Below are 12,622 nucleotides of genomic sequence, written 5' to 3' on the forward strand. Positions count from 1 at the left end.
ATGGCTATGGTTTCTTCTTTCCAGCCTGCTTTGAATGCCGAAGACCAGCGCGTGCTGCTGTCGGGCGTAACCTGGCAACAGTACGATAGCCTGCTGGCAACCCTGGGCGACTATCCCGGCTTGCGGCTGATCTACCTGGAAGGAACCTTAGAGATCTTCATGCCCTCCGCCGAACATGAGCTAGTCAAGAAAGTGCTGGCGCGGCTGATCGAGCGCTATGCCGAAGCGGTGGATATTCCCCTGCACGGCTACGGTTCCACCACCTTTCGTCAGGAAGCTGCTGCCCGTGGGCTAGAGCCAGACGAGTGCTGCTGCATCAACACGCTCAAGCCGTTGCCCGACTTTGCCATCGAAGTGAACCTGAGCAGTGGCGGCATCAACTGGCTGCCGCTAACGGAAGGGTTGACCCCGGAAGAAGGGGCAGCACTGCTCCGGCAAAAGGGCGTGTTGGGCGGGGATGAAGAACTGCAATCGGTTTCGCGGCGCGTGGGGGGCTATCCGCTGTCGCTGGTGCTGATTGCGGGGTGGCTGCTGGCGGAGGAGGCTGCTGACCCCCAGGTGCGCTATTTGCCCGGTGATTTGTGGGCGCTGGAGGGGCCCTATCAGGGGGAACGGCAGCTCAGCGTGGAGCAGGTGTTTGGCTGGAGCGCGGGGCGGCTAGAGGAGCGCCTGCGGCAGATGCTTTGGCCACTCAGCATTTTGCGGCAGCCCTTTGATGCCACCACGGCCGCCGTCGTGGCTGGGGTAGACCCTCCCCAAGCCGAGGCAGACCTGGGCCAGCTTGAGCGCCGATCGCTGCTGCAACGGCTGCCTGCTGCTGGCCGCGAAGGACCGCGACTCTTTCGCTGGCAGCCCCAGGTGCGAGAACTGGCCCAGCGCCGGGCCGGCGACCAGTCCACTGCTCATGGGCGAGCCGTGAGCCACTTTGTCGAGCGGGTGCAACCTTTGCAGCAGATGAGGGGCCAAGAGAATCTGCGGCAGGCAGAAACCGATCTGCTGCAAGACTATTTGGAGGTGTTTCATCATCTCTGCGAACTGGGGCAGTATGGCATGGCGCTGGACTGGCTGACGAGAGAAACGCAGCCAGGGGAGCGGTATAGCCGATGTGATTTTTGGATGCAGCTTTCGGGCTATAACGACCTGCGAGAGGCCTTGTATCGCCGTCTGGTGGAGGAGTGGCGGCCCCAGGAAGAAGAGCGCGGGAGCTATGGCTATGTTCAGGAAAAGCTGGCCGATGTGCTGCAATTTCTCAAACAATGTGATGCGGCGATCGCCTTGTATGACGAAGCGATCGCCACCTATCAGCAGGTGGGCGATCGCTTGGGCTATGCCAATGCGCTACAAGCCAAAGCCGATGTGCTGCAATTTCTCAAACAATGTGATGCGGCGATCGCCTTGTATGACGAAGCGATCGCCACCTATCAGCAGGTGGGCGATCGATTGGGCTATGCCAATGCGCTAAAAGCCAAAGCCGATGTGCTGCAATTTCTCAAACAATGTGATGCGGCGATCGCCTTGTATGACGAAGCGATCGCCACCTATCAGCAAGTGGGCGATCGCTTGGGCTATGCCAATGCGCTACAAGCCAAAGCCGATGTGCTGCAATTTCTCAAACAATGTGATGCGGCGATCGCCTTGTATGACGAAGCGATCGCCACCTATCAGCAGGTGGGCGATCGCTTGGGCTATGCCAATGCGCTACAAGCCAAAGCCGATGTGCTGCAATTTCTCGACCAACGGGAAGCGGCGATCGCCTTGTATGACGAAGCGATCGCCACCTATCAGCAGGTGGGCGATCGATTGGGCTATGCCAATGCGCTAAAAGCCAAAGCCGATGTGCTGCAATTTCTCAAACAATGTGATGCGGCGATCGCCTTGTATGACGAAGCGATCGCCACCTATCAGCAAGTGGGCGATCGCTTGGGCTATGCCAATGCGCTAAAAGCCAAAGCCGATGTGCTGCAATTTCTCAAACAATGTGATGCGGCGATCGCCTTGTATGACGAAGCCATTGCCACCTATCAGCAAGTGGGCGATCGCTTGGGCTATGCCAATGCGCTAAAAGCCAAAGCCGATGTGCTGCAATTTCTCGACCAACGGGAAGCGGCGATCGCCTTGTATGACGAAGCGATCGCCACCTATCAGCAGGTGGGCGCTCGATTGGGCTATGCCAATGCGCTAAAAGCCAAAGCCGATGTGCTGCAATTTCTCAAACAATGTGATGCGGCGATCGCCTTGTATGACGAAGCCATCGCCACCTATGAGCAAGTGGGCGATCGCTTGGGCTATGCCAATGCGCTAAAAGCCAAAGCCGATGTGCTGCAATTTCTCGACCAACGGGAAGCGGCGATCGCCTTGTATGACGAAGCGATCGCCACCTATCAGCAGGTGGGCGATCGATTGGGCTATGCCAATGCGCTAAAAGCCAAAGCCGATGTGCTGCAATTTCTCAAACAATGTGATGCGGCGATCGCCTTGTATGACGAAGCGATCGCCACCTATCAGCAGGTGGGCGATCGATTGGGCTATGCCAATGCGCTAAAAGCCAAAGCCGATGTGCTGCAATTTCTCAAACAATGTGATGCGGCGATCGCCTTGTATGACGAAGCGATCGCCACCTATCAGCAAGTGGGCGATCGCTTGGGCTATGCCAATGCGCTAAGAGCCAAAGCCGATGTGCTGCAATTTCTCGACCAACGGGAAGCGGCGATCGCCTTGTATGACGAAGCGATCGCCACCTATCAGCAGGTGGGCGATCGATTGGGCTATGCCAATGCGCTACAAGCCAAAGCCGATGTGCTGCAATTTCTCGACCAACGGGAAGCGGCGATCGCCCTCTATGACGAAGCCATTGCCACCTATCAGCAAGTGGGCGATCGCTTGGGCTATGCCAATGCGCTAAGAGCCAAAGCCGATGTGCTGCAATTTCTCAAACAATGTGATGCGGCGATCGCCCTCTATGACGAAGCCATTGCCACCTATCAGCAGGTGGGCGCTCGATTGGGCTATGCCAATGCGCTAAGAGCCAAAGCCGATGTGCTGCAATTTCTCAAACAATGTGATGCGGCGATCGCCTTGTATGACGAAGCGATCGCCACCTATGAGCAAGTGGGCGCTCGATTGGGCTATGCCAATGCGCTAAAAGCCAAAGCCGATGTGCTGCAATTTCTCAAACAATGTGATGCGGCGATCGCCTTGTATGACGAAGCGATCGCCACCTATGAGCAAGTGGGCGCTCGATTGGGCTATGCCAATGCGCTAAAAGCCAAAGCCGATGTGCTGCAATTTCTCAAACAATGTGATGCGGCGATCGCCCTCTATGACGAAGCCATTGCCACCTATCAGCAGGTGGGCGCTCGATTGGGCTATGCCAATGCGCTGTGCAGTCGCGCTGGTCTGCTGGAGGATACATCGGCTGCGCTGGAGGCATTTTTGCAGGCACAGCAAATTTATATTGATATTAATCATCCCTACAGCCAGGCCCGCAACTTGATTTTGTACATTTCGTCGGCCCAGGCGGCGCTAGGCCAAGTAGATGCGGCCCTGGAGTCGCTCCAGCAGGCCGCAGAGATTGGCCAGGCGATTGGCGTAGACATCCTTGTGCAATTTGCACAACAGCGAATGGCGGAGTTGCGGGGTTGAGATTTTGGATTTTGGATTTTGGAATTGGCGCGAGATGCCCCAGCAAACCTGGACGGCCGATGCTCTCACTGATTCCGAAACTGCCACGCGGCCTCTAGCACCTGCACCCAGCGCTTTTGCACCTGCTTGGGCGTGCAGCGGAGGGACTGGGCGATGGCCGGGTCGGATTCCCGCTGCATTTTTAGCCGCAAGAGCTGGCGCTGGTCGGCGGTGAGCTGGGCCTGAAACGCCTCCCACTGGTGCTGGGGCATTCCCAGGTTTTGATCCAGATCGGCACCGAGCCACTGGTGGACGAGTTGCCAGCGGTGAGAGCGCGAGAACTTTTCGACGTGATACTTAAACCGCTGCTGCAAATAGTCTCGCTGGCGGGGCGACAGGCCCAGGATTTCGTCGATTTCGGGGGCGGTGAGATCCTGCATTTTTAGGATGAGGTAGTCGATGCAGTCCTGCTGCTTTTGGGATTCTAGGTATTGCACCAGTTCTGCCACGACGCGATCGCGCAGGACGGAATCTGATGGGTCGAGCGCTTCGGACACCATCTGTTCTCGCACCTGCTGCACCACGGGCGATCGGCTGTGGATGTCGGCTTCGTCGCCCCGCGCCGATTCTACTGCCAGATCCAGGTCCACAGAGGTTTCGGCGGGCTGGCGACGGGCAAACCCCTGGGCCCGCAGCACGATTAGCTGCTGGTTTCGGCGGCCGGGCAGGTTGATGCGGCGCTTGGCATATTGCTCCATAAAGGCCATGTATTCCGCCAGTTCTAGCCGGGTCTGGGGGCTATAGTCTTCGGGCAAAAAGTTCTCTTTGCGGAAGGCCTTTAGCACTTCGATGTAGAAGATTTGCATGAAGTCTTCGATCATCTCGTAGCGGGCCTGGAAGCCAAGCTGGGCGCGGCTGCGCGTGATGTGGCGATAGACGATGGCGCTGAGGTGGCTATGCAGTTCCACACGACCGCGCCGCGACCCCAGCCGATAGTAGGTGAGGCACTTTTGCAGGCGGTGTTGGGCCAGCGTCCACTGCCAGGTTTCGACCTGTCCTGAAGACTGGATGCGATCGCTCTTGGAGCAGATCCGCTCGACCTCGGCCACGATCCGCCGGATCACCGCGTCGGCGCTGGTGGGCCGCTTGTCCAGTGCGGATTCCAATTCGTGCAACAGCCGCTCCACAAGCTGGAGGTTCTGAATTTCGGGCGGCTGGGCGGGTGGGAGGGCTGCGTCGTCTGCGTCTGTCGAGGCGAGGGAATGGGCGGGGGAATGGGCGGGGGAATGGGCGGGGGCGATCGCCAACGATTCTGTATCCACCTCCGCCATCAGATCGACGGAATCCAGCATCGGAGCGGAATCCAGCCCAGCCGCAAACAAAGAATCCACAGAATCCGTCGCTTCCGAACGATCTGGCGAAAATGCCGCAGACGGTGACGCAGTGTGCGTATCGTGGGGACTGGGTTGATTGAAGTCGGCAGAGGCGACCGGAGCATGAAAACCAGAAGCCGTAGACGCAGGCGTAGCACAAGTGGGGAAGTTGGCGGGTTCGAGATTCATGACGGTGTTGGTGATGCACGGGTTGGTAGAGCAACTGCTGGAGGGCGCGGAGAACACTGCAAGCCAGTTTTGGCCGCTTTATTCCACCCAACTCAGCAGTCATAATCAGGTCTACACGCTCCCCCGGAGGGAGTACGGCTTCGTCCGGATGGGGCTATGTCACTTTTTATGCTGGTCTCTTGGGGCAAGACCCAGAGCGGGGTTCACCCGTGTTCACCAAACCGCTGAATTTTGCAGGAACTCCAGACGAATCGGGCAGACGACGGGCGGGTAGCTGTCCCTGAGGGAATCGAAGAAAAGGGGGTGCCAGTTGACCGGGTGGCTAAATTTTGGTTTAGTCCTGATCGGGCAAATGAATCGGGCGAATGAATCGGGCGTGTGATCGGGGTCGGGGTCTTTGCAAAAAGCGGGCTTTCCGAAAGCGCCTGCGCTGCAAAGGGGGCGGCGCGACTCTCAGACCTATGGCAAGGGGCCCAAGCGAGCGTGGCTCAGGCGGGGGGCTATTCCGATTCTGGTTCTCCCACCAGCCCGGCAACCGCCTCTACTCCTAGACCCTTTCGCAAGAGAATAGGTTCCTCCCCTGTTAGATCCAGCATGGTAGACACCTGATATCCCACGCGAGAATCGTCGTCGATGATGAGATCCACCAGCTTATCAAAGCGGTCGAACAGTTCAGGTTTAGAAATGTGACCGGGGGACGTGCGCGATTGCGAATCAAACGCTGTGGTTGCAGAGGTAGAAATAATCGGGTTGCCCAGCGTCGTCAGCACTGCCTGACAGACCGTGTGATCGGGGACGCGGATGCCCGTTGTCTTGCGCTTGGGGTCCATCACCAGCCGAGGCACAAGCTTGGTGGCGGGCAGCAAAAAGGTGTAGGGGCCGGGAATCAGCCGCTTGATCAGCCGATAGGCCGCATCGCTGACGTAGGCGTAGCTGGCGATGTTCGACAGGGACGAGCAAAGAAAGGTTAAGGGTTTGTCGCTCGAAAGCTGCTTGATTTTGCGGACGCGCTCGATGGCCGATTTGGAGTTGAGGTCGCAGCCGATTGCGTAGACTGTATCGGTGGGATAGAGCAGCACAGCCCCGTCCTGAAGCGCATCACAGACCTGATCGACCTTGCGCTTTTGGGGAGTTTCAGGATGGATGCTGTAGACGATTGCCATGCAGGTGTTTTGTAAAGGGTTGCAGCGTGCGGATTGAGCCTGGATTGAGCCTAACCCACCTACCTCCGTGGAACTACGGACGCGGCTGCTTCATCCGCCAGCCAGGGCATCAAACTATCGTACTCTTGCGGACGGTGAATCGTGGGATGGGGGTTTTTAATTCAGTACGAGATGAATTTCTCCTGATTTTTGGGTAACTGGGCGATCGCCCGCCAAAGTTTGGAGTATCCTGGTAAATCCTGCACTCTTTTTGAGCAACACGGCACAACCGGGGGCGTTTGGCTTGGGTGGCTCGATTGAGGTTTGCCTCAAAAAGGTTGTAGAGGATGTTTGAAAAGTCCTACTGTTTGTAGCAAAGCGTGCAAGATCCCCCTAAATCCCCCTTAAAAAGGGGGACTTTAAGGCGGTTTCCCCCCTTTTTAAGGGGGGGCGGGGGGATCTCTGAGTGCTTAACATTACAGGCGATACCTTTTCAAACACCCTCTTACAGACAAAGGTTTTACGCAAATCAGGTTTTATGCACCAAAGTTTTACGCAAAACCCCCTGGGGAACCTACCGACTCCAAATTTCATCTGAGTCACTCAACCTGCAAGCATCGAGCCGCAAGCTTCGAGCTGCAAGCATCGAGCCGACTAGATCCAAGGGCTGATTTCATCGCGTCGGATTCAAGAGGTTTGATGGGTGTATCCCACTTTTGTAACCCTCACCCTAAATCCCTCTCCTAAAGCGGGAGAGGGACTTCCAAATCCGGCCCCCCTTCTCCCCAAAAGGGAGAGGGGGATGGGGGATGAGGGCAAACTTGTAGAACTGGGATGCGCCCGGTTTGATGAAGAAAAGCTAAAGCCTTTGCAGCGGATCGTAATCCCGTCGGCGAGTGCTGATAACAGTAGTAAGCTGGCAGGCTGATGGCTGTGGCAGGGCTGGGCAGGTGAAAAGACGAAGGGAAGATTGCCGGGATCTGCATTGATTCAGTCCTCTACCCGACCTACCATTCTCGTTAAATCAACGAATTCTTCAAATCCGCAAGCCACAAATCTGCAAACCGCAAATCTGCAAATCTACAAACCACAAAAAACCACAAATCTGTAAACAAACCCAAACAACCCCAAGGAGGTGAACCCACGATGACCCCGCTGACCTATGCAAGGCTAATCAAGTTCTTGCGCGAAGAGCTATCGGTGCCAGATGCGTCGATTGCGATCGCCCAGAAACACCTGGAGCATGACCCGGGCCCGCTGCCGATGATCCTGTGGCAATACGGCCTGGTGACGCTGGAACAGCTTGACCGCATTTATGACTGGCTCGAAACCGCCTGACTGCTGCCTGCGGCGCTTGGAGCGGCCACTGGAAGCGGTCACTTGAAGTGACCACTAGAAGCGACCACTGGAAGCGACCACTGGAAGCGACCAAACTTAGGGCTGCTGCAAGATTTGCCGACATTCCTCCAGGGTCGTTGGGCGGTTGATCGTACTGCCAATCCACGATCCAAAAAACAGCATTAGCAGGATGACTAGCACGATTGGGCTGGGATCGCCCCATCCATCAGGATTGCCGGGTGGCTCAATTTTGCTCATGGCGATCGCCTCAAAGAACTTTTCACACTGAAATTTTCACACTGAACCGTTAACGCGGCATGAGGTGTACCGGAGTCCGTGAATCCCCCATCCCCTCGTTCCCCCACTAGAATATCTTCTCCAACGCTCCGTCACCCCTGCACTCGCGGATCAAGCCAGCCGTATAGCAAATCTGCAACCAGGTTTAGCAGCACCACCAGGACGGAGAAAATAAAGGCGATCGCCATCACCACGGGCGTATCGCTGCGGGAAATCGACTCCACTAGCAGCGCCCCCATGCCCGGAACCCGAAAGACCTGTTCTACCACCAGCGATCCGGTAAACAGGCTAGGCAAATCCAGCGCCACCAGCGTCACTACAGGGATCAGCGCATTTCGCAGGGCGTGGGCTAAAACAATGCGCCGTTTGGATAGACCTTTGGCGTGGGCCGTGCGGATGTAGTGCTGCGGCAGTTCGTCGAGCAGGGCGGCCCGCACAAACCGCATCAGCACCGCCGTTTGAAACAATACCAGGGTCGCGACTGGCATCAGCGATTGCTTCAGTTGCAGCAGGAAGCTGTTCCAATCCCGCACGACCAGCGTGCTGTCGTAGATAAAGGGCAGCCACCGCCGCTGCACGCTGAACACGATAATCATCAGCAGGCTGGTGACAAAGGTGGGCAGCGAAAAGCCCATTAGCACCGCCGAAGTTAAGACCTGATCGGCGACGGAACCGCGCCGCAGGGCAGAGAAGACCCCCAGCGGCAGGGCGATCGCCACGGAAATGAGATACGACAATCCCGCGATCCACAGGGTCGTCGGCAGCCGCTGCAAAATTAGCCCGCTGACGGGGCTACGGCTGGTGAAGGAATAGCCCAGGTCGCCGCGCAGCAGTGCCCCTAGCCATTTCACGTAGCGGACGGGCAGGGGTTGGTCGAGACCGAGCGATCGCCGGATGTTTTCCCGTACCTCTGCGGTGATGGCCGGATTGCTGGCAAATTCCGACATCGGATCGCCCGGAGCCACCGCCAAAATGGTGAAAATGACCAGGCTAATCGCCAGCAGCGTCAGCCCTAGCCCCAGCAGCCGCATCGCCACATAGCGAATCATCGCCTACTCTCCCAGCAGCGAAAGCTGAGCCGGGTTAGCCGCCTCTAGCGCTGCCGCCTGCGCCAGTTCTCCCACCGCCCGCTCTACGTCGCCCCGACGATAAAGCAGCGTGCTGCTGCGGCCCCGCGCCACCAATTTTCCCTCAATGCCCAAAGACATCAGCAGTTTGGCGGCTTTCTTTTGCCGCTGCCCCAGCAGTTGCGCCGCATATTTCAAGGGCATCACCTGACGCGCAAACCGGGCCAGCAGCACCGTATCCTCTTCATTGCAGAGTTCTGTCAGCAATCGTTCGGCTAGCAGCCAGCAGGCCAGGGTATCCGCCGCTGCCCGGTGCGACGTATCGATGGGAAATTGAAAATGCTGCACTAGTTTGGGCAGACTGCGCGAGGGCAGATCGGGCAGCATCAGCCGCGATAGCTCTACGGTGCAAAGCTGCATTCGCTCAGGGCGCATAAACTCCACGCCCAGCCGTCGATATTCCGCCTGCAAAAAGCCGTAGTCAAATTCCAGATTGTGGGCCGTCAGCACACCCGTTTGCAGCAGTGGCAAAAAGTCGGTCAGCGCTTCGGCTGCTGTGGGAGCCGTTGCCACCATTTCTGGCGTAATGCCTGTAATCCGCACAATCTTAGCAGGAATCAGCGCTTCCGGATTCAGCAGCGTAGACTGCTGCCGCTGCACTCCTTCCTTCAGGCTGGCGTGCAGCACCGATAGTTCTGTCATGCGATGCTTAAACGCCAGTCCGCCTGTTGTCTCCACATCCACCACCGTCAGCGGCTGTTGGCTTAGTTGGCGATAGTGCTGTAGCAGTTGGGGAGAGAGCATGGGTGGGGTGGGAGAGGGAGAGCAGAAACGACGCTTCCAAAAGCCTTCTGACTATCCTAATCCTTTCTCCAGCGGCTGCCGTCTAGAATCCCACACTCTACGACTTTCCCACTCATCAGACCGTCCTTCCTATTAGCCCTCCTGTGCGGCTTGTCGCAGCATGGCCAAGTCGCCGCCGCAGATAGCAGGCAGGTGGCGGGTAATTTTCTGGATGTCCCAGTCCCACCAGCGGATTTGCAGGAGTTCCTGGATCACTGCGTCGTCAAAGCGCTTGCGAATCAGGGCTGCGGGGTTGCCGCCAACGATGGCGTAGGGTTCCACGTTGCGCGTGACGACCGCACCCGTGGCGATAATGGCTCCGTCGCCCACCTGCACTCCCGGCATCAGCATCGCGCCGTAGCCGATCCACACGTCGTTGCCGATGATGGTGTCGCCTTTGTTGGGCCAGGAATCGGGCATGGCGTGTTCCCAGCCGTTGCCAAACACGGGAAAGGGATAGTTGGTGAACCAGTCGGTGCGGTGGTTGCCGCCGTTCATAATGAATTTGACATCCGAGGCGATGGAGCAAAACTTGCCGATGATGAGGCGATCGCCCTCAAAGTCGAAGTGATACAGCACATTGCGCTCAAAGTTCTCCGGTGTCTCAAAGTCGTCGTAGTAGGTGTAGTCGCCGACGATAATGTTGGGATTTTTGACGATATTTTTCAGAAACGCCAGCCGGGTCTGGCCGGGGATCGGGTAGCGGGTGTCGGGGGAAGGGCCGGAGGTCATTTTATCGCCTCAAACAATTGCGTCAAATTATCGCCTCAAATTATCGCCTCAAAAATCGCTGGCTTAACCGACTCACAAACGCATCCACCTCCGGCAGCCGTAGCCGCGTGGCAAACCACCCAAATACCAGCAGCCCTACGCCGCCTGCAAGACACAGATTCACTAGCAGCACGCCAAAGCCCTGGTTGCCGAGCCATTCCTCGCAGCCCTGAAGCACCGCCCACGCTACCCCGCCTGCCAGCCCGCTGCCCAGGGCCAGCAGCGCCGTCAGTCCGCCCCACTGACGCAGCGGCAGCCCTTGCAGGCGACGGTGCAAAATAGCCAGCATAATCAGCATCGAAATCAGGTTCACGCCGACAGTCGCCAGCACCAGCCCCACCGCGCCGTAGGGACGCACCAGCAAAAAGTCCAGCAGCGCATTTAGGAAGATATTGGCAATGCTAATGCGGAACGGCGTGAGGCTGTCTTCCAGGGCATAAAACACGCGCACCAGCACGTCGCGCCCCAGATACACAAACATGCCGACGGAATAGGCCATCAGCACGGTAGCGGTGAGCAGCGAGTCTTCGGGGCGGAAGGCATAGCGCTCGTAGACCACCCGCGAAATGGGGACAGCCAACACGATCATCAGGGCGCTGATGGGCAGCATGGTCAGAGCCGTGGTGATCAGTCCTTGACGGATGCGGAGCTTGAGGTCGGGCCAGTCTTGCGGTGCGGTGAGGCGAGAAAACACAGGCAGCAGCGGCACCAGGATGACGTTTGACAAAATGCCCAGCGGGGTCAGCGCCAGCAGCCCTGCATAGCCCATTGCCGAAACAGCCGCCGCCGCGTTGGGAATAAAGGACGCGAAAAACAAATCCGTCCATACGTTAATCTGCATCATGCCTGAAGAAAACGTCGCCGGGCCCATGACGTGGATCACCTCGCGCACGGCGGGATCGTTGAAGTTGAACCGGGGTCGCAGCGTGCCCAAGCCGGATTTCCACTGGGCGGGTAGCTGCACCAGCCATTGCAGCAGCGCCCCCGCTAGGGTAGACCAGGCCAGCACCGCGCCGCCCAGCATGGCGTATTGCGGATCGGTGATGCGATCGCCCAGATACCACGCCAGTCCCCCCAACCCCAGCAGCACCGTGACGCTGCTAAACAGCGGGCTGATGGACGGCAGCCAGTATTGATTGGCCGCATTCAACGCGCCAAAGCCGATGCCCACCAGCCCCGCCAGCACCGCCATCGGAGCCATAATCTTGAACTGCTGAATGGCAATGTCTCGCGTCTGCTGGAGCGTGGCATAGGTTTCCGGCGACATCCCCTCCCGCGCCGCATCGGCCGCCGAGAGAAACAGACCCGGAGCCACCAGGCTCATCATTGGCTCTGCAAACGCAATCAAGCCCACCGTCACCAGCAGCAAAATGCTGACCACCAGCGTCGTGATTCCTTCCACAATCGGCGCGACTTCTTCTTGCTTGCGCTTCGACAAGACGCTGACAATCGCACTGTGAAAGGGCCCGTTGATCCCGCCCAGCAAAATCAGCAAAAAGCCCGGAATTACATAGGCAAAGTTGAACGCGCCAAACACGGGGCCCGTGCCAAAAGCGGCGGCGATCGCCTGCTGGCGAAACAAGCCAAACACCTTGCTCAGCAGCGTAGCAATGGCAACAATTCCAGCGATTCCGGCAAGTGAGCGGGCTTTGGACACAGGTTTAGAGGGATTGGGGGTATTGGTTTACTTAAGAAAGCGAGGCAGAAAAAGGCTTGAACAGAAGAAGGTCAAGCCGCTCTTGCGCCTCTTCTCCCAAGTCAGGAGAAGCGATTGGGGAATGAGGGCAGATTGAAAGTTGCACATCGCGTAGAGAAGACAATCAAGACCTGGCTCCCGTCCCTCGCGCCGCGCTCTCTCCTTGTATCTTAAGAGGCAAGCGGTAACCCAATTCGCCTCATCCCCCAGTCTGCGGGTTCAAACGATTCCCACCCTCCCACACCCCCAACCCCCTATAATTCGGATTGCCCTTCCTATCCAATT

At 57.7% G+C, this 12,622-nt stretch carries 9 protein-coding genes; 2 read left to right on the forward strand and 7 right to left on the reverse strand.

Annotated elements, in window-relative coordinates; translation table 11 throughout:
• Positions 1 to 3,642 (forward strand): tetratricopeptide repeat protein, encoded by a 3,642-nt coding sequence (locus JTM80_RS04435; protein ID WP_205370679.1) that lies wholly within the window; start codon positions 1 to 3, stop codon positions 3,640 to 3,642.
• A gap of 65 nt (positions 3,643 to 3,707) precedes the next feature.
• Here JTM80_RS04435 and JTM80_RS04440 read toward each other — a convergent pair whose 3' ends face one another.
• Together JTM80_RS04440 and JTM80_RS04445 are read right to left on the reverse strand one after the other, a co-directional pair.
• Positions 3,708 to 5,183, reverse strand: coding sequence for a HetZ-related protein (locus tag JTM80_RS04440; RefSeq protein WP_225906759.1), 1,476 nt, complete (start codon positions 5,181 to 5,183; stop codon positions 3,708 to 3,710).
• Between the two features lie 500 nt (positions 5,184 to 5,683).
• Positions 5,684 to 6,346 carry an L-threonylcarbamoyladenylate synthase gene (locus tag JTM80_RS04445; RefSeq protein ID WP_172354867.1) on the reverse strand — a complete coding sequence of 221 codons (663 nt, stop codon included), beginning with the start codon at positions 6,344 to 6,346 and terminating at the stop codon, positions 5,684 to 5,686.
• Positions 6,347 to 7,471: 1,125 nt separating this feature from the next.
• Here JTM80_RS04445 and JTM80_RS04450 point away from each other — a divergent pair.
• Complete coding sequence (locus JTM80_RS04450) at positions 7,472 to 7,663, forward strand: DUF2949 domain-containing protein (protein ID WP_068516276.1); 192 nt, start codon at positions 7,472 to 7,474, stop codon at positions 7,661 to 7,663.
• 96 nt (positions 7,664 to 7,759) lie between these two features.
• Here JTM80_RS04450 and JTM80_RS04455 read toward each other — a convergent pair whose 3' ends face one another.
• The 5 genes from JTM80_RS04455 to murJ all read right to left on the reverse strand — a co-directional run bounded on the left by JTM80_RS04455 (position 7,760) and on the right by murJ (position 12,298).
• Positions 7,760 to 7,921: a hypothetical protein gene (locus JTM80_RS04455; RefSeq protein WP_172354865.1), complete on the reverse strand. Its 162-nt coding sequence runs from the start codon at positions 7,919 to 7,921 to the stop codon at positions 7,760 to 7,762.
• A gap of 131 nt (positions 7,922 to 8,052) precedes the next feature.
• Positions 8,053 to 9,009: an ABC transporter permease gene (locus JTM80_RS04460; RefSeq protein ID WP_172354863.1), complete on the reverse strand. Its 957-nt coding sequence runs from the start codon at positions 9,007 to 9,009 to the stop codon at positions 8,053 to 8,055.
• A 3-nt stretch (positions 9,010 to 9,012) separates the two neighbouring features.
• The gene (locus tag JTM80_RS04465) at positions 9,013 to 9,831 is read right to left on the reverse strand and encodes a PolC-type DNA polymerase III (protein ID WP_172354861.1); all 819 of its coding nucleotides are present in this window, start codon (positions 9,829 to 9,831) and stop codon (positions 9,013 to 9,015) included.
• Between the two features lie 132 nt (positions 9,832 to 9,963).
• Positions 9,964 to 10,602 carry a CatB-related O-acetyltransferase gene (locus tag JTM80_RS04470; RefSeq protein WP_172354859.1) on the reverse strand — a complete coding sequence of 213 codons (639 nt, stop codon included), beginning with the start codon at positions 10,600 to 10,602 and terminating at the stop codon, positions 9,964 to 9,966.
• Between the two features lie 40 nt (positions 10,603 to 10,642).
• On the reverse strand, positions 10,643 to 12,298 hold the full coding sequence (murJ, locus tag JTM80_RS04475) for a murein biosynthesis integral membrane protein MurJ (RefSeq protein WP_172354857.1): 1,656 nt from the start codon (positions 12,296 to 12,298) through the stop codon (positions 10,643 to 10,645).
• Between the last annotated feature and the right edge of the window lie 324 nt (positions 12,299 to 12,622).

The sequence above is a fragment of the Thermoleptolyngbya sp. PKUAC-SCTB121 genome (assembly GCF_016919485.1).
GTDB classification, from domain to species: Bacteria; Cyanobacteriota; Cyanobacteriia; order Elainellales; family Elainellaceae; genus Thermoleptolyngbya; species Thermoleptolyngbya sichuanensis.